This is a genomic window from Mesorhizobium abyssinicae (assembly GCF_049887195.1).
Taxonomy (GTDB): Bacteria; Pseudomonadota; Alphaproteobacteria; order Rhizobiales; family Rhizobiaceae; genus Mesorhizobium; species Mesorhizobium abyssinicae.
This window is the reverse complement of the sequence record NZ_JARAKC010000017.1, coordinates 22,036-37,916: the sequence shown is the minus strand read 5'-3', so window position 1 is coordinate 37,916 and position 15,881 is coordinate 22,036. Positions and strand designations below refer to the sequence as shown.

18 protein-coding genes are annotated in these 15,881 nt (G+C 57.4%); 4 read left to right on the top strand and 14 right to left on the bottom strand.

The genetic code is table 11. From position 1 onward, the window contains the following. Window positions 1–120: 120 nt before the first annotated feature. Window positions 121–441, bottom strand: a complete 321-nt coding sequence (locus PU724_RS26340; protein WP_354424433.1) for a hypothetical protein — start codon at window positions 439–441, stop codon at window positions 121–123. A gap of 936 nt (window positions 442–1,377) precedes the next feature. Here PU724_RS26340 and PU724_RS26335 point away from each other — a divergent pair. The 3 genes from PU724_RS26335 to PU724_RS26325 all read left to right on the top strand — a co-directional run bounded on the left by PU724_RS26335 (window position 1,378) and on the right by PU724_RS26325 (window position 3,894). Further along, window positions 1,378–1,530, top strand: a complete 153-nt coding sequence (locus PU724_RS26335; RefSeq protein WP_426213670.1) for a hypothetical protein — start codon at window positions 1,378–1,380, stop codon at window positions 1,528–1,530. A gap of 63 nt (window positions 1,531–1,593) precedes the next feature. After that, window positions 1,594–2,040 carry a Ros/MucR family transcriptional regulator gene (locus tag PU724_RS26330; RefSeq protein ID WP_354424503.1) on the top strand — a complete coding sequence of 149 codons (447 nt, stop codon included), beginning with the start codon at window positions 1,594–1,596 and terminating at the stop codon, window positions 2,038–2,040. A gap of 1,587 nt (window positions 2,041–3,627) precedes the next feature. Then, on the top strand, window positions 3,628–3,894 hold the full coding sequence (locus PU724_RS26325) for a hypothetical protein (RefSeq protein ID WP_354424432.1): 267 nt from the start codon (window positions 3,628–3,630) through the stop codon (window positions 3,892–3,894). A gap of 457 nt (window positions 3,895–4,351) precedes the next feature. On the opposite strand, the gene PU724_RS26320 is transcribed toward PU724_RS26325, so the two are convergent. Further along, window positions 4,352–4,645, bottom strand: coding sequence for a hypothetical protein (locus PU724_RS26320; RefSeq protein WP_354424430.1), 294 nt, complete (start codon window positions 4,643–4,645; stop codon window positions 4,352–4,354). A gap of 289 nt (window positions 4,646–4,934) precedes the next feature. On the opposite strand from PU724_RS26320, the gene PU724_RS26315 reads away from it, so the two are divergent. After that, window positions 4,935–5,108, top strand: coding sequence for a hypothetical protein (locus PU724_RS26315; protein WP_354424428.1), 174 nt, complete (start codon window positions 4,935–4,937; stop codon window positions 5,106–5,108). Window positions 5,109–5,423: 315 nt separating this feature from the next. On the opposite strand, the gene PU724_RS26310 is transcribed toward PU724_RS26315, so the two are convergent. The 12 genes from PU724_RS26310 to PU724_RS26255 all read right to left on the bottom strand — a co-directional run bounded on the left by PU724_RS26310 (window position 5,424) and on the right by PU724_RS26255 (window position 15,305). Continuing rightward, on the bottom strand, window positions 5,424–6,161 hold the full coding sequence (locus PU724_RS26310; protein ID WP_354424426.1) for a hypothetical protein: 738 nt from the start codon (window positions 6,159–6,161) through the stop codon (window positions 5,424–5,426). A 2,394-nt stretch (window positions 6,162–8,555) separates the two neighbouring features. After that, on the bottom strand, window positions 8,556–8,996 hold the full coding sequence (locus PU724_RS26305; RefSeq protein WP_426213669.1) for an HK97 family phage prohead protease: 441 nt from the start codon (window positions 8,994–8,996) through the stop codon (window positions 8,556–8,558). Next, window positions 8,993–9,091, bottom strand: coding sequence for an HK97 family phage prohead protease (locus PU724_RS26300; RefSeq protein WP_354424422.1), 99 nt, complete (start codon window positions 9,089–9,091; stop codon window positions 8,993–8,995). Before PU724_RS26300 ends, PU724_RS26305 begins: the two co-directional genes overlap by 4 nt. Window positions 9,092–9,172: 81 nt before the next feature. After that, on the bottom strand, window positions 9,173–9,739 hold the full coding sequence (locus tag PU724_RS26295) for a hypothetical protein (protein ID WP_354424421.1): 567 nt from the start codon (window positions 9,737–9,739) through the stop codon (window positions 9,173–9,175). Then, window positions 9,736–10,269: a hypothetical protein gene (locus tag PU724_RS26290; RefSeq protein ID WP_354424419.1), complete on the bottom strand. Its 534-nt coding sequence runs from the start codon at window positions 10,267–10,269 to the stop codon at window positions 9,736–9,738. Before PU724_RS26290 ends, PU724_RS26295 begins: the two co-directional genes overlap by 4 nt. A gap of 229 nt (window positions 10,270–10,498) precedes the next feature. Beyond that, on the bottom strand, window positions 10,499–10,813 hold the full coding sequence (locus tag PU724_RS26285) for a hypothetical protein (RefSeq protein WP_354424417.1): 315 nt from the start codon (window positions 10,811–10,813) through the stop codon (window positions 10,499–10,501). Next, on the bottom strand, window positions 10,800–11,201 hold the full coding sequence (locus PU724_RS26280) for a hypothetical protein (protein ID WP_354424415.1): 402 nt from the start codon (window positions 11,199–11,201) through the stop codon (window positions 10,800–10,802). Before PU724_RS26280 ends, PU724_RS26285 begins: the two co-directional genes overlap by 14 nt. Next, a complete protein-coding gene (locus PU724_RS26275; RefSeq protein WP_354424413.1) occupies window positions 11,198–11,449 on the bottom strand; it encodes a hypothetical protein in 252 nt (83 codons plus the stop codon). The genes PU724_RS26280 and PU724_RS26275 overlap by 4 nt, the downstream gene beginning before the upstream one ends. Before the next feature lie 563 nt (window positions 11,450–12,012). Next, window positions 12,013–12,408: a hypothetical protein gene (locus PU724_RS26270; RefSeq protein WP_354424411.1), complete on the bottom strand. Its 396-nt coding sequence runs from the start codon at window positions 12,406–12,408 to the stop codon at window positions 12,013–12,015. A gap of 658 nt (window positions 12,409–13,066) precedes the next feature. Beyond that, window positions 13,067–13,273 carry a hypothetical protein gene (locus tag PU724_RS26265; protein ID WP_354424410.1) on the bottom strand — a complete coding sequence of 69 codons (207 nt, stop codon included), beginning with the start codon at window positions 13,271–13,273 and terminating at the stop codon, window positions 13,067–13,069. Between the two features lie 593 nt (window positions 13,274–13,866). Next, the gene (locus PU724_RS26260) at window positions 13,867–14,109 is read right to left on the bottom strand and encodes a hypothetical protein (RefSeq protein WP_354424408.1); all 243 of its coding nucleotides are present in this window, start codon (window positions 14,107–14,109) and stop codon (window positions 13,867–13,869) included. A gap of 515 nt (window positions 14,110–14,624) precedes the next feature. Beyond that, complete coding sequence (locus tag PU724_RS26255) at window positions 14,625–15,305, bottom strand: hypothetical protein (protein ID WP_354424406.1); 681 nt, start codon at window positions 15,303–15,305, stop codon at window positions 14,625–14,627. Window positions 15,306–15,881 lie beyond the last annotated feature (576 nt).

Genomic DNA, 15,881 nt, shown 5'->3' with positions numbered 1-15,881 from the left:
TCTTCAGCTGCTCAGATGCGACAGTTCCAGCCCGGTCTGTGAGGCCGGAGGTCGCGGGTTCGAGCCTCGTCACTCGCGCCATTTAGATCAAACACTTAGCGGTGTTTTGATTTTTCAGTTTCAACTTTTTTCTCCAGCGAGTTTCAACTTTTTGAACTCGTTCTGTTCCGAGCCAAGTTTCCGTCTCCCTATGCGACGGGACTCATCGGCGGCGCGAACAGCCGCGAGGTTGACGGGCATATAGGTCTTCTGAAGCGTCTTGTTTTGGTCAATGCTGTTGCCCATCTTGGCTGCAATCGACTCGACAGACGCACCACCAGCATTGGCCTCGACGGCGCCAGCTCGCCGCATGTCCATCAGCCGCCGCCGCTCATCCGACCCGAACACGAGCCTGCGAACTTCGGCGAAATCATCAACAAGCGAATTTTTCTGGTACGGCACGGCAACGCGCGGCCTACCGCCTTTTCGCCCGGCGCAAAGCCTTGTGTGCGAAACATAGGCGCGTCGTCATGGAGGGTGTAGTCGAGGCCGGAGACATATAATTCGACCGTTGTCGAGCCTCGTCTTATTCCGCCTGAAAAGGCCGCTCGCCGGCTGCACCTAACGCCCGCCGAGTTCGAGGCCAAGCGCACCGCGCTGTACCAGCATGGTTTCCCCATGCCAGTTACGAAGCGAACAGATGCCCACTGCGGTCGGTTATCATTCGCTGCTCTGGCCACGCGCTTCTCCTACTCTGAATGCCCGGCGCCGAGATATGTATTGTTGAGACGGGTATCTCTCCAGCTTTAGGCCGCCCTCAGGTAGCCGCCGCCCTCAGGCTTCCGCCACATTATGTCGTAGGTTTCGACCCGCTCGCTACCCTTGTGATCACGCCAGCGAATCTCCCAAACACCCGCAGCATTGAAGCCTGCGGCCAGGGGGGCGTTCGTTCGGGCGGTACAGATTGGCGCTCTCAGTCATCGTTGCGACTCCTTGGGTGGTAGTACCGGTAGTCAAAGACGCACTTGAGCGCGCTGCCAAAAGCGATCGCCGAACGTCGCCTCCTACGTCGAGATTCTCCTAATCGCCGATCTCGAGGCCAAGGGTTTCCTGCCCAAGGGTGCGGCGGAGTAGGAGGCGCGCCGCTGCTATCAAATTCACGGCGCGCCTGGTTGGCGAAGCGTCGCCGACCGGCCTTCCGAACCCCGCCCGCCCGATCTCGGCGAGCTAACCCATATACTCCTCATATACCAGGCTTTGCAGCTCACAGCTCGAGCCTAAAGGCGTTTTCGCATATATAGTCAAGTACAAGTAGGCGCTTTCGCCTAAGCACTTCTCCACTGGACACCAACGTTGTTCTGTGGAATCTATCGGCGTCGTCAGCAATGAGTGGCAACGATGGAACAGACTTTCAATGAACTCGCTCGGATCCTTGCACAGGGCCCCGTTCGCGCCCGCTACGCAGCGTTGATGATCCGCCTGGCCGAGAGCCTCGCGACAGGTGTTGCGATCGGCGTAGGAGTTGCTGTGGGCCGCGTGTTGGCGGGCTGAGCTTCTTGTGCTCGTCCACGTTCTTCATTACGAACGTTGTTGAGCATAGGAGTTTGAAAATTGATCGACCAAGCCGAAGACCACGAAATAGTCAGTCTTACTGCGGATATTGTTTCCGCCTATGTGAGCAACAATCCTATCCCCGCGGCCGGCCTGCCGGACCTCATCGCGTCGATACATTCTTCGCTAACTGGCGTGCGCCAGCCTACCGCGGCCGAACCTCCGAAGCAGGAGCCGGCGGTCAATCCTAGGCGGTCAGTGTTTCCCGACTACATCATCTGCCTTGAGGACGGGAAGAAGTTCAAATCGCTGAAGCGGCATCTGAACGTCCACTATGGACTGACGCCCCATGAGTATCGCGAGAAGTGGGGTCTCGACGCAAGCTACCCGATGGTGGCGCCGAGCTACGCTGCCCAACGGTCGGCCTTGGCGAAGGCGGCCGGGCTCGGGCGGAAGCCCGGTGCGAAGCCTACGAAGAAGGCGGCGGCGAAGCGAAAGGCGCGGGCATAGTTGCCGCTTAGCGCTTCCGCTGCACGAACTGCAGATAGTAACCGCTTGTTCACCATAAGCCGGCAATCTGATTGAGGGTGATCTAAACACACCCAAAACTGACTCTGCGTCATTCGTGACGCACCCCCGCCGAGGCCGGCGGCCGACGTTTTCAAGTACCCCAATGCGCCCCAGCAAAAGTATACGTCGGCCGCCGGTTCTTCTCTCTATTGGGTGTTATGCCCTTCGTCCCGCTTACATCAGCGCCGTCTACGCCTCGGTAGGCATGGCGGCCTGCCTTCTGATGGCCGGCATGTGCGCCTACAGTCTGTTGCGCTAATGCGAAACCCGCTGCCGAGGGGACAGCAGCGGGCTTGGCTTCTCAAGGCATTGGCCGGATGCGGGGTTGGGACACAAGGCATCCGGCCAGCATTTCCAACGAGGGTGGCGATCCTTTGTTCCCCATATATTAGCAACATCTTGATTAAACTCGCGCTCGCCCCAGAATCGCCTGCATGGCGACGGGAAAAATCGGCATTGGCGATCTGGTGGCAGGGGGCGACTTGGGGACTATACGCCGTCTTCAGGAATCGGCGAGCGGAATGTAACGACAAAAAATGGCCCGCACCCGAGAAGGGGACGGGCCACATTGCGAATCGGGGATTTCCCGGCCCGTAATGAGGAAAACGGCCGGTGGAGGTCTGAGAAGCCAGGCGGTCAGAACGGTGTGTTTCGTCTCGACAAGGGCCGCATTCAGCGGATCCGCTAGTGTTCGGCCGGCAACCCTCTAGTGTCGACCTTTCAGGAACCTAGCCTCGCGAAGCAGCGAATTCCAATCTGTGCCAACCAGCTCGATCAGCTGCTTGGCCTCTTCCTCCCCGATGCCAGTTTCTCTCGTCAGTCGCTCCGCCAACAGTTTTAGCTGGCCTTTCCGCTCCTCCCCATTGTCGATTGCCGGGCACATAACGGTCCTCCAATGAAGAGAAACCGCTGAATCTAGCTTTTGTTTCGAGCGCCCGGCTCGCTTAAACTACGCGGGGGCACCGCGCACTCTGGCTAGCTCCCCTACTGGGTAGCCTATGACCAGTCGTGTAGCCCGATCCATGCTGTTGCCACGATCAACGTGGCGAGTATGGCGAACTCTACTATGGTTTGACGTGAAGGCATCTCTGCTTAGCACGGTCCAAGCATGAGTTTTGGCTTAATTCAGTCCCAATGCCGCCGGGCACCATCACATTGACGAAATCCACGGCGCCGGCCGAAACCAATGAAAGCCGACTTGGTTCTATGTGATCCCAGGCACCGGCGGAGGATCATGTGGGTAAGCAATTCAATAGCAGCGACCCGGACTCGGACCAGTTTCCGTATGAGGTCGATTTTTTTGCAGCGAAGCACGGCATTCCAAGACGCATGGCCGAACTCATCTTGCACTCCAATGGCCCATCTCGCCATCAATGCGACGCAGCCGCGGCGGCCTTTTTGCAGGTCATGCAATGGCGTCAACGGCCACGGCCAGTTACGAGTTGATCCGTCAGTTCTCCTGACATCCTGCAACCATACATTAGCAATCACTTTCGAACCTATTTGCCGTGTCGGAGTTGTATCGACATGGCGAAGGGCAGCATCAAAGTCGGCGACGAGGTCGCGATCAAAGCGACCGTGCGCAAGCGCATGACTGAGGATTGGGTCGCCGTGTTGATCCCTTCCTACCACCAGCCGCATTCGATCGTAGACCGGTCGCCAAACGTGAGCAGCGGGCAGAAAGTCGAGCTTGTCGGGGTAGTGACGCGGGTCGACGAAAGCACCGTCACCGTCAGCGGCCGGAATCTTGGGATAACGGTTAGCCGTGACGCCGTGCGGCGCCGTTCCGGCTAGCCCCATGCCGTAATGGACACGGCAACGTGACGGCCATACTCTCGCATCGCGGGAGAAACAGGGCGATGCAATTGTATATCGGTGCCGACGACGCTGATCGTTGGCGAAAGAATAAGGAGCGCGGTCGTGGGGAGCCTAAGACCGGCCCGTGGTCGCCGCCTCAAAAGATCGAATTGCCGACCCGTGCGCCGGAGCCCACGCCTCCTCCTGTGGAGCCACCCGTTCCGGAAGAACCAAAGCGAAGACGGCCCGCGCTGATTGTTCTAATCGCGACCGTCGCCTTGGTCGTAGGCTACTTCTCACCGTTGCTTCTCCAGCGGCCATCGTCGCCGAGCGCCCGCCTCAGAGAGGCACCCCAACTGCCATCGAAGGTGCCGCCCCCATCGAGCCGGCCTGACAAGTAAGCGACGGCGTAGGCTTCGCTATGGGCAAGGTCGCTTGCCAAGGGCTTTTGCGATCACTTCTGGTCTGGCTTTGAAATCGCCGCCCAAGTGCCGTCTGGTTGGCACTCATTGCTGCCTTCATGGACGGCGCCTGTGTTGAAGAATTTTTGCTCGAAGACACAACCGGATGCTGACGCCTTGCCGGTCTCCGATACAAACGAGGGCGTGCACAACATGGCGCCCTCGCCTGCGCGAACCGTTGCTCCAGGGGCTCCCAGCCATCGCGACTGCTCTGGAGCGACTTGCTGTTGGGCGAATGCCGAATGTGAGACCATCAGAAACGCTGCTGTCACGAACATCATGCGCATTGGATTCCCTCCACTTGAAAATCCTGCATTGTCGCATGCCGTAGAATATGCTCGCCGCGAAGGAATTTCACCCGGCCAGCCGGTGATGCCTACGCGATCACGCCATAGCCTTTCGAGGTAGTTTAGCCGAATTGCATATGCGGCGGCTCCTCGGGGAGCTGCCAGGCCGGCGCACGTCCTCAGGCATTCTCCCCAAAGAGAGGCGCCGGCCACTATATTAGCGACTGCTTGTAAACGGAACGAAGTAGGAAGATAATGCCTGTTGCGAGGAGGTTTGAGGGAGGTTCCGATGCGATGGCCTTTGATCGTGATCGCGCTGGTTATTGGCTTGATCCTCTGGGACCGCTTTGCCAACGACAGCGCCTATACCGCCGACGTTGAGCGCAGCTTTGCATCTTTGCAGATGCCGAGCGGCTGGAGAGAAGCCCCTGTTATCCATTTCCACAACCCGCTCGACCGGTGAGCGATCCTAGCAGCCGTCCGCAGTTTCGCCCTCGCCATCGACGGCTACGTCTCGATAGCCGCCGTGCTTATGATTTGGTGGCTGCGCCTTAGCTCAGCGTGATCTTCGGGTCGATATAGAAGGTTGACGAAGCTGCCCCTGCATTTACATAGGCAAAGAGCCAGCCCCTCTGCTGTGGCGTGAACGTAACAGCCAATTTGAACTTGGTCGTGCTTCCGCCCCATGTCCCGGAGCCCGCCGAAAGCGCCGAGCTAGATGCGAGAATGTCAGCCTTGCTGTTGTAGGCGAAGCTGGCATTCGGCGACGACCCACTGCCTAGATATTCCACCTCAAGCCAGATGTCGTTATTGTGCGGCACGGCGCCGCCGCCCCAGATGCCTCGATTGTCGCGGTGACTGATGACCCTGTGGTGTCGTTCCAGATGGCTATCGGAGGGCTTTTGAACGGAAAGTGTTCGGAGCAATTGGCAGTGGTGACAATCTTCTCGGCGATCACCGTGGTGCCGTCGCTGGCACCGCGGCTGCGTACAATCGTCGTCTCCTCGGTCTGCGTGCCTTGATAGCGGACACGACCGTGCTTGTAGTTGGTGCCGCCGGAATCGACCCTTACATAATCGAGGCCGCCTTCGCCTCTCGCCGCAGGCCGCGAGCTGAGCGTCACCGCCGAATCGATCTTGCAATCCATCAACACAAGCTGGGCCGCGATCTGACCAGCGCTGTTTGTAAAAATCGTCTTGCCAGAGCCGAGCGCGCTAAGATCAACGCCACGGCATTCGATGTGAGCGCCACGCGTGCTCGCGGCCACGACGAACAGCGTGGTTGGTATTGTTGCCCCGGTTACGGCGGAAGGTGTGTCCCTCCATAATATTTCTGCCGAACAGGTGATTTTTTGCGAAGCGTGTCCAAACTGGACTGTCGTGTTTTCCAACTCGACGCTGGCGCCGCCGGCGCTGGCGGTCCCGAGAGCGATCTGCGCACTGGCGCTCGACGTTCCGAGGCGAAGGGCGCAGTTCCTGAATTTGACAATCTTGTCAGTTGCGTTGAGCACCGTCATGCTCGCGCTGAGGGAGCTGCTTCCACAGGTGAATGTTATCCCGTCGTAGACGCAGAACGACCCATCAAACGTCATCGAGTTGCTGGTCGTCGTGGCTTCCGTAGCCGTTGTCCGGATATCGGCGGAGACCGGCGGCACCGAACCGGAGTGGTTGACGCATACGACCCTGACTGGCGAAGCGGCGGTGCCAGGCGATGTATAAGCCTGCTGGCGCTTGAAGCCGCGTGATCTTCCGAGACATAGATCGTGTCGCCTGCGGCGGATGCGGTTAGCGCGGCGGCAAGGGCCAGATAGGCGTTGGCCCAATCGGTGCCATTGGCGGCACCACCGGCACCTGAGCGGACGTAGCGAAGAGTCATTTATTTGTGTTCCCTTTTTCAATGAATGATGTGCCCACGGCTGCGCGATCGCGCCGAGGCGCGTTTGTTGGTCATGACTGGGATTCCTTTGGAGGGCGGCCAAGCGCGTATGGCGACGCGAGCAGCGTGCAATGTGGTGCACTGTTAACAGTTTATTTAGTGTTTCCGGAAACAATGGCGATTACGTTGAGTCCACTGTTGGAACCGAAAAAATGTATGATGTGATACGGGTCGCCGGAGCGATTCTTGTCTTACTCTCAGCCGTTGGCGCTATCTCGAAGAGACTTGGAAAGGTGCTGCCTATAGGAGGATCCCATACCGCACAGATGGCAATCGTGCTTGGTCTGGCGTTCGCCATCTCAGAGTTCGGTGAGGTATTTATCCGGTGATGGGATAATGGCTGTTCAGAACCGAATTTCCGTATCGTTTGACGACGAGCAATTCATAGTGCTTGAGCGGCTATCGACACAAACGCACAAGACCAAGGCAGAACTAATTCGGACGATTGTGACCGAGTACCTGAGGGACAATCCGAACCGTTTTCGTAGGGCAACCAGCGTCACAAGGGCGAAGAACATCGTTCTTCCAGATGACGACTAACGACACAGTAATCTCACTAGCTTCAGCCTTCGGGGAGACCGGGTGATAATGCGCACCGCGGGGGTTCACTAGAGCCATGCTTGAGCTAGACAAGATATGCAAAAGCCCACCTAGCGAGGATTTCGTCAATTCGTTTGAGATCATCCCCATCAGGAGATAGGTTTGTCTGCGGATCTATCATCGTATCTGCGGTCGCAGCCCAAAACTCCGTTGTGTATTTTTCCGAGAAATGTGTAGTCAGTCCGCTGTACACTTCCCCATGTAATAACATCACAAACGTTATCGTCATACGCTAGACCCAAGACGCAATGACTATTGCTACGCAGGCCAGCGCCCATGTATCCAAGCCACGGATCGCCAAGCCGCCAAGCGTCAACGGCCGCATCCGGTAGATCCAACATAATTATCACACCGCCAAGCCTATCGATGGCAACTTGGATGCAGTCCTTATATGTTAAGACAACAGGCGCGGTCATGCCAACTTTGAACCATCGTAATTTGCGACCAGCAATCCCCGTTGTTGTCCAGTAGCTGGCCGCCTTCGGAATAGTTAATCCCGGATCAGGAGCGCCAGTTCGCGGGTTCCATCCGGTGAGGTTCGAATAATCTTGAAGGATTCCTTGCGCGGAGACATTCATCATGCCGGCTGACGTTGCCCCCGTCCAAGCCATGAGGAGGCGTCCAAAGCAAGCTAGTACGCAGTCGCCAGCGACAAAATTCCCTAAGTCATCCCAGTTAGTTACACCGCCAATACGGTCTAGCTGAGAAGGAGGTTTTGGTATCGGTTCACCAGGGAATTCTATGATGACTGGCGGCTCAGGCGCCACCGCCTCCGTGGGTATTGCTCCAAATTTCAGTGGGCCGTCGTATCTGGTCGTTCTGCGCGGTCTCTCTGGAAGCATTTTGACGGTCTCCCAAGCGTAACCTCTATGCGCAGTTTAGATATAGATGAACCTTAAGTACAGCGCGGCAATCAACGTGCCTTGAGTACCAGAGCAGGCGGTCTCATCGGATGCCCGCACCCGGATATGTTAGAACCGCCACCGCCCCCATTCCAAATTCCTAATTTTGCGGATGCGAATATTTCCTTTCGGCGCCGGTACCCGCTAAAACGCGACGCAGAGTGAAGATGCCCCTCACCGGATGCCGCGCAACCGTATCGCCGCTCGGACATGCCGCCTCAATCGCACAACATAACGTCTTGAATTTTTACTTGATGCTGGTGCGCTTGCCGCCGGCACGGTTAACCGTGTTTCTTTGGATTTGATTAAATTGAGCGGCGCACGATGTCCCAATGAGAAAGATAAATCCGACATGCGCGGCGATCCTGATCGCTCCATTTCTCATAGTTGGAGTGCTGTTTGTCGTTGCGTACACGCTAGACCGCAGCCCGCAAGTTGACCTCAGATACACGTCGACCATCAGATAGCAGCATCTAATTGATGCCACGCAACCTGTGATCTCGCTCTATTTTCTGAATTACGCGGCGCCTGGCTGCAGCCGCGTTGTCCATTGAGGTTTCGGAGCGCGTCAGACTGGCCGATGTCTCGTTGTAAGCCGGGTCTGGGCAGAGCGACACCTCCCATAGAACAGCCTCCTCAATGATACGCAGAGGCAACTGCGCGTCGTCGCCGTCGTCCCAGGTCTCTCGCGTCACCGTGAAGCCGAAACTACAGCCTGAAACGTCCTGCCTGCGCACCGTTCCGATCGCTGTCATGCCATCTGGAGTAGTGTCGTCAGGGTTAAGCCCAAAATACAAACCAACACGGTCTGAGCGCAGGTCCAGCGTACCGGACGAGGTCCGACCAAGCGGGCGATCGTAGTTATGATTCCATAACGCCAAAACGTCGGGGTCGTTCGCGAAGGCTTTTGTCAAAAAGGGCCGGGAGAGATTTTCTCCCTGAACGATCCTCCAATGTCGGTCACGCTGTTGTAGACGACGGCATAGCCGCTGATTGAATGATCAGCCATTACGCTTTACTCGCCTTGAAGCGGATTGGACGTCGCTTGCCGCCTACTGTGGCATGCTCGACGCGGGTTTCATTGCTGCCGTTAAGCTGCATAGCCAGCCGCCTCCGCTTCTTTGATGTAGGACGCAATCCGGCGTGCCGGATCCGTTGCGTCGCCAAGGTAGAACGGTTTCACCTGGCCAAGCTGGCCATATCGGATATCTTCCGCGTCGAGATCGTGGCAAAGTTCGTGAAAAGACTGGTGCGCGACATCGAGTGCCTTCATCGCAGCGACCATTGCCTTAACTCGCCGCCCGAACTCAGGGCGAACCGCGGCACAGGCAGCGCGGCTGGCTGCCGTGTGGGCGTCCCTGATACGCTGTTCGACGGTTTTGAGGGCGACTTCGTGGTCAGACTTTTCCGCCCGCACCTCGGCCAAGCGCTTGCTGTTTAGTGCCTTAGTGCCCGGCTCGTCGCCGAGCAGCTCTTCGGGAGTCAATTCGTTGAACCGGTCAGTAAGTTCGGTTCGTTTTGCGATGAGCGTGGAATAGTTTGTGTCCGACTCTGCGAGAGAGGGCACCCGGTACGCGTCGGTCGGCTTCTCCTTCGGGGCGACACGCGATGGCCGCGGGTCGTTAACCGGCTTCGGTCTAAATTTATTGATGATCATGATTTGGCTCCAAACAGGTCATTGATGACGTCGCAAAAAGCGCCGTCGTTGATTTCGACTGACTTACGGTGGCCGTACTTCATCCAGCGGCCAGGCTCGCCTTCGCTAAAGCGGCGGCAATCGATCGTGTCGGTAAGTGTGATCTCCTGCCAATTCGATACGACCGTGATGATCGTCTTGGCGACGAGCGCCCTCGCGTCCAACGAGCCCGTAGCGGCGATTTCCGCCATGATGTCGAGCTGCTCGCCAGCTGTGACGCTAATGCTTGCCGGTGCGCCCTGTGGCACGCCTTCACGGCGAAGAGCACGGTATTCGCGTACGGTCTCTGCTACGGCGCGCAGCGGTGCGTCTACGGCCACGCCGAGCATCAGCGTCGCAACGTCCTGCGGACTCAGGTCTGGCGAAACGCCAGGCGAGCCAGCGGGGAGAATTTGGGCTTCAGTGAGCGCGCGAGCGACCTCTTTGGTGCGGCCTGTATCATAGCCGACGCGGCGCACGAGTCCGTCGCACGCCTGTTTTGTACTGGGCATGTTGTTGTCCTTGAATAGAGTGGGAAATTGCAATTTCCCGTGTAGATGGTTGTAAAAAAGAAGGCCCGGTGGCTGAAGCCACCGAGCCAATCTGCTCGTCTGTGGAACTGCCACAATGACGAGTGCCGAGGGGCGGTTAGCGGCGACGCAGACGACAGAGCGGGCGCCTGCGAGGGAAAGAGGTGTTAGTTCTCCACCTCATACCTTTGAAAACGAGTTGGGGTACGGATTAGGCAGCGAGGCCCAAATACTGTGCTTCAGCCGGGGCAAGCTCATTCCGCCGAGCGTCCACGCGACGACTGCAGGCCGCGGCTTGCGCTGCCATTTGGCGATCAATCATCTGCCATTGATCGCGAAGACTATCGATGCCGCCATACACAACCCACTTCGCCTTAGCGCTCCGGGCTTTCCACCTGTGGCGAAGATCCTCTCCGATCTCGGTCAGGGTGCATCCGTCAAGCACCGCGTCTTCAAATGGAATGAGGAGGTCACCCAAGCCAGCCCGCAACGCCGCCAGGATGGGCTGGCCGTCAATTTCTGGCAATCCGCTCGTCCTCGCTTTTAGCCAACCGCAGCGGTGTCTGCGTCCTGGTGCCGTTCTCGTCGTCGGCCACATTGGTGCGCTGGCCGACGCTTACGCGCTGCTTCACGTTCTGCCTTGTCTCGCGATAGGAGATTTCCCCGCCCGATAGCATGGCGCCCCTCCAGTCACCCTTCTCGGCTCGCTGAAACGGCTTGTCGAAATTCTTTCCAGATAGGTGCAGGCTGCGGTTTTCGACGCTGATGCCTTCCTCGCTGATGTCGAGTTCGTCATCGTAGGGCGAAGTGCCAACCACCTCGCAGAGTAGCCGATAGCGAATGATCCATGGGATGTCGTCATGCCTGCGATCGCGGCGTAGAAACAATGGGCAACGGCGCCGCATCGTTGTCATTCGCGGCTGCATACTTGCGCGGCTCCATTTGTTCGGCCCGCGGGGCGCCCTGTAGCGGCATATGGTGATGGCCGGCGCGGATGCCACAGGTCGGCAAACTCGCGCCTGGCGAGCGCTTTTGCGGAAGGGATGGCGGTGTCGACTTCGAACGCTACCTGCAAATACCTGTTCGCGATGTCGAACACAGGCGTGTCGTCATTGGCCGCAATGCTACCTTCCGCCTCAAAAGCGGCCTCCAGATTTTCCATTGAGGTGCTCTGTTCCCAGAAGGTCGCCCCACGCGACCGTTGCGTTGTGCCAGCACAGCCGGCGGGCTTTGCCGCCTCAGGGCGGTCTTGGTCTTAGTGCTATCTAGCGTTGACGGCACCTGCAAACACTAAATGTATGGTCCATTCCGGAATTTTTCTAGCGGCACGGCGTCTATAGCGAGTGCGCTGTGTCCCATTCGCAACAACAGTTACCTGAATCGTGCTGGCACAATGTCGAATGAACATAGACGACCGGCCGCGTGAGGGCGCAATTGAGCGCGTTGTCGATCGAACGGAGGTTCAAATTGTCGTCAGTGTTTCAGTCCGAACTCAAGGCGCAGTTATCTCGGGCTGCCGATCGAGGTGCCCCATCGGTGGTAATCAATTCCGGTGAATTGCACCGCGCGATCGGTGGCTACCCCGGACCCAACCACCGCATGCCTGTGTGCTGCGAAGCGATGTGTGCAGAAAAGAGGGACGGCGATCGTGTGATATCCAGCCCGCCAAAAGGCAAGGGTGCTAGCTTGAGTATCGAATACAAACTGCCGCGGTGAGCATTCGGGTTAGTCGTCGCCGTTCTCCTGCGTCCCCTTTTGGATCTCAGCGCGGTAGAGATACTCCAACTCCCACTCTCGGATGATCCCGTCGCGGGTGGGATTTCGAGCATCTCGATCGCGCGGGAGGAACTCCTCTGCGTTTCTCTTCCAAATCCGACGATACCTAAACCAGGGAACAATCAGTACGAACAGGCCAAAAGCATATGGCCAAATTGTCGACGCCGGCTGGACACCAAAGTAGGCGATACAAAGGATTGCGGCGCCGACGGCGCTCTGTATAGGGGCGCCTGTGACGGCCTCCTGCTGCTTAAGATCATAGACTTCCAGTTGAAGATTACTGATGTAGTTTTGCACCTCCTCAGGCAGGTCTTCATATCGCGCAGCAGGATGTCTATCCTGCATTCTAATCCATCCAGCAGGCGCTTGTCCGCCTCTTTCATCTGCCCTTTATAGTCGGGAGCGCGATACCATGGGAGCACCTCGCCTTGTGTCTTCTTTTGCCACCACATCAATTTGCCCCCTTCGACAGTTTGAACGCGCTTTATGGTAGCCGAGATTGGCCATGAGTAGACCCCCAACATCTGAATCGGAAAACTGCGTACGCTCCGGTTGCGACGGACAAAATCCCGTCCGACAAGGATTGCTAGGCCTCCCTCGCGCGCGCTTGCGCGCACGCGTGGGAAAAACTGTATTAGCACTATCGGCAGCCGTTCGGGGCGGTAGGGCGCGCTGATTGATTTAGAAAGCCGAGGCGCCCTCCCGCCCTCAATGCAGTCCCAACTCTGGGCTCCAGCAAACTGGCCAGCCGCTGACGTCGTAGCCGATCCGAGAGTGCCTTGCCGCCCGCGCCTTCCCACCTTGTCTTAGATGAATGGTGCGATTTGCAAAGGCTCTGGTGATTGCGCTCCTCGCGCTCGAGCGATAGGTCGCCATTCGGTCGCCTGATATGGTCGACGTCAGTCGCAATCTCTACGATGCCAAGCACCACTGGCACAGCGGCTCGAGCGCAAGTTGCCGCGGTCTGACGTGTTCACGCCAGACACGCGAGTCGAGGAACGGTCTACGCATCGTCGACAACATCCTCGGCGAATTGCGCTACCGCCTCTACGTTTGACTTGCGTTTCGCCATGTCCTCGACGCGGACCGCTCCTTGAATGCAGAGCAGCGATGCCGCGCCATCCGCAGTCATGCCCATCGCACGCAGTTTGCTGATAGCGTCCTCAACAATCTCGCGCGCCCGGGTCTGCCTTGGGTCGATAGTGGTCATGCTGCTTTCTCCTTGTTGGTGTCGGGCCGGTTGTCGTTGTCGGGCTTCGGGGGAGGCTTGGGAACCGCGACGGTGCAGACACGTTGCTGGTCCAACAAGGACCTGATCGATGCTGCGATTGTTGATGTTTGGGCTGGCTGCTTACGTGGCGATGCTGATTGTCCGAGAGAACTCTGGCGAAGCGGACTCCGAGCCGCTTCGCGATGAAGAGCCCGCACGCGGTACGCGGAGGCCGTCGCCGAGGCGTCGGACGTCCAAGCGCTGATTGTCATTGTCGAGTTTCGGCGCCATTCTGTTGTGCCCCACGGTAAGCCGACGCAGTGCGTCGACTAGCTCTTCCTGGCTGAGATATCCCCACGCTACAAGATCGAAGAGTGCAGTGTGTACGTGCGGCACGATCGCGACTCTTGATCGTCTCCACGATGTGGCGAACGCTGGCGAGGGCATTGCCATACTTCGAATGAAACCAATCTAGAATGAAGCCATAAACCAGCATGTGCTTGCGCTTTGCGCGCTGGTCATATGGCAGGGAAATGGCGAGTCTAAACTTCGCCTCGAGGCTTTCCGCTTTCGGAAGGCGAGGCGGAAGGACATCAGCTTCCGACATGGCTGCCGGCTCCGAGCGCCGCTACCGCGGCTGCCGTGATCTGCTCTGCCAGGACAGGGTGAAAGGTAGCGGTGTGCTTGCCGCATGAATTCGGGGCATGTGTGCGCAGGCCGTTTGTGGTGCGCTTCAACAGCAGGCCAAAGAGCCGCAAATGTTCATTTATCTCGACGTCAAAACGCGCTTCCGCGCCCGACCCCTGCAGCAGGGGTCGGATGGATAGGATTTTCAATTTCGTGATGTCCTTGTGGGCTTTGCGGGTTGGCGCCGGTTGGTTCCGGAGCTTTTGGTTTCAACTTTCTCGGCTTTTGCCGCGCGTTAACGCTTTGAAACTTTCAAGTGGTGGAAACGAGAATCCCCCGGTCTGTGAGGCCGAAAGGCGTTCTTCCGCCAACCGGAACATATCCTCGAAGGCCAGCTCAAGGCTAAGCATCGTGGTGATGCCCTCAACGCGGCAGGAGCCACGCCCTAGCCGAAGCTACGGGGTTGCAGCCGCCGCTAGACCAAGGCCGGCGGCGGAACACGTCTCAGGGTATCTAAGAGCCCCGCGGCATTCAGGTGAGTCGGCTCGGAATCATCTGGCCCGATGAGGATTGAGAACGCGTTCGCAGCCGCAGCCGGCAGGGCTAGGCGCTTTAGGTAGGCCTTTGGCGCAAGAATTGAGCTTAAAAGCGGGTCAAACCCATCAAATGCGGCTCCGGCGCCCTTGCCTAGATTCTCTCTCGCAGCACCAGCTGATTCCTTGCGCTATTGGTTTCGTGAGCGCCTGGATCCAAGCGCAGGCTTGAAATGAGTTGGGGTTCCTCGAGTGCGAGTTAGTCGGTGGTAACGGTCGCTCGGGATCTCCATAACTGCGACATGGTCGAGGTTGGCGTATCGCGCCCGGTAGTAACCCTCGCTCTCAATTTCTGTGAATGTGTGCGGCGGAACCTGAAAGATCGCAGCCGCCTTCATTCCGAAGAAAATACTAGCGGCTACTTCGTCCAAGAAGTTCCACTCATCCTCTCCCTGGTCGTACGTGATACGCACAAAGGAGACCATGCGCATTGCTTTATCCTCGCCTATATCTGCGATTATAGCCTCACAATCTTCCCTAAGATTTTCAGAAGTCTCGCCTATTTCCAAGTCGTATAGGGCTCGATAGACTGCAGCAGGATAATATGCGGGCATTGCCTCAACGTCATCGCCAATTAATTCTATGGATTTGGCGTATCTAAGATTGATAAGAACAAGTTTATTATCAAGGGTTGAGCAATAAATCCAACCATGAGATTTATGATGCGTGCGGAAAGAATTCAGATTTTGTAGCTGAGTGAGAAGTGATAAGCGTGCGCTTTCAGCTATTGGATATCTTCGAATACCGGGAGCCGTGCGCAGACTAAGGGTACCATATCTCGTCTCAATATCAAAAGCTGTAAACGGTCTCATACGGCACTCCTCATCATAGAGGCGGTCCTCATTATATGGGGGATGTTCAATTGAGCTGTTTGTCGTTTCCCAGGGCGGCCATAAGCGATGCGTCCATCTTACGACCATCACTGAAGCACTTTCAGTCCATTTGTCCTCCGGTTGTTGGCGAGAGCGCATCTGACTGCCGCCTAATGCCCAAGTCGGACGCGACCTACCTGATCGGTCAGTGGGGCCCTGTGACGCATTAGACTGTGGTGAAGGAGCGCTCCTAGACATCCGCGAAGTATTCCGTGTTTTGGGCAAATCGGGAATGACCTTTACGCCGCCTTTTGCCGCCGTTTCTGCTCAGTGAGGTGCACGGGCGGATTGCTGCCCGGTACTGCACGCTTGTGCTCCCATGAAACGCTCATCTGGGGTGGTGAGCCTTCGTTGAGTTCGAGGTCGGCAGTGTTGCCAACAAGCGAACTCCGATCACTCTAGCCCTCACAGTTTACTTTCCTGGGATGCGGCAAACGTCATTTCCATGCTTGTGCTGCTGCCGATCAGCACATCATGGTCAAGCCGTCGGTGGGACTTTTTTGGTAGTTGCTTGCT

What these genes read in the sequence shown, in the direction of transcription:
- PU724_RS26335 (WP_426213670.1), top strand. Translation starts at nt 1,378, where the DNA reads ATGGAACAGACTTTCAATGAACTCGCTCGGATCCTTGCACAGGGCCCC.
- PU724_RS26325 (WP_354424432.1), top strand. Translation starts at nt 3,628, where the DNA reads ATGGCGAAGGGCAGCATCAAAGTCGGCGACGAGGTCGCGATCAAAGCG.
- PU724_RS26320 (WP_354424430.1), bottom strand. Translation starts at nt 4,645, where the DNA reads ATGCGCATGATGTTCGTGACAGCAGCGTTTCTGATGGTCTCACATTCG.
- PU724_RS26315 (WP_354424428.1), top strand. Translation starts at nt 4,935, where the DNA reads ATGCGATGGCCTTTGATCGTGATCGCGCTGGTTATTGGCTTGATCCTC.
- PU724_RS26310 (WP_354424426.1), bottom strand. Translation starts at nt 6,161, where the DNA reads ATGACGGTGCTCAACGCAACTGACAAGATTGTCAAATTCAGGAACTGC.
- PU724_RS26300 (WP_354424422.1), bottom strand. Translation starts at nt 9,091, where the DNA reads ATGGCTGATCATTCAATCAGCGGCTATGCCGTCGTCTACAACAGCGTG.
- PU724_RS26295 (WP_354424421.1), bottom strand. Translation starts at nt 9,739, where the DNA reads ATGATCATCAATAAATTTAGACCGAAGCCGGTTAACGACCCGCGGCCA.
- PU724_RS26290 (WP_354424419.1), bottom strand. Translation starts at nt 10,269, where the DNA reads ATGCCCAGTACAAAACAGGCGTGCGACGGACTCGTGCGCCGCGTCGGC.
- PU724_RS26280 (WP_354424415.1), bottom strand. Translation starts at nt 11,201, where the DNA reads ATGACAACGATGCGGCGCCGTTGCCCATTGTTTCTACGCCGCGATCGC.
- PU724_RS26275 (WP_354424413.1), bottom strand. Translation starts at nt 11,449, where the DNA reads ATGGAAAATCTGGAGGCCGCTTTTGAGGCGGAAGGTAGCATTGCGGCC.
- PU724_RS26270 (WP_354424411.1), bottom strand. Translation starts at nt 12,408, where the DNA reads ATGCAGGATAGACATCCTGCTGCGCGATATGAAGACCTGCCTGAGGAG.
- PU724_RS26265 (WP_354424410.1), bottom strand. Translation starts at nt 13,273, where the DNA reads ATGACCACTATCGACCCAAGGCAGACCCGGGCGCGCGAGATTGTTGAG.
- PU724_RS26255 (WP_354424406.1), bottom strand. Translation starts at nt 15,305, where the DNA reads ATGAGACCGTTTACAGCTTTTGATATTGAGACGAGATATGGTACCCTT.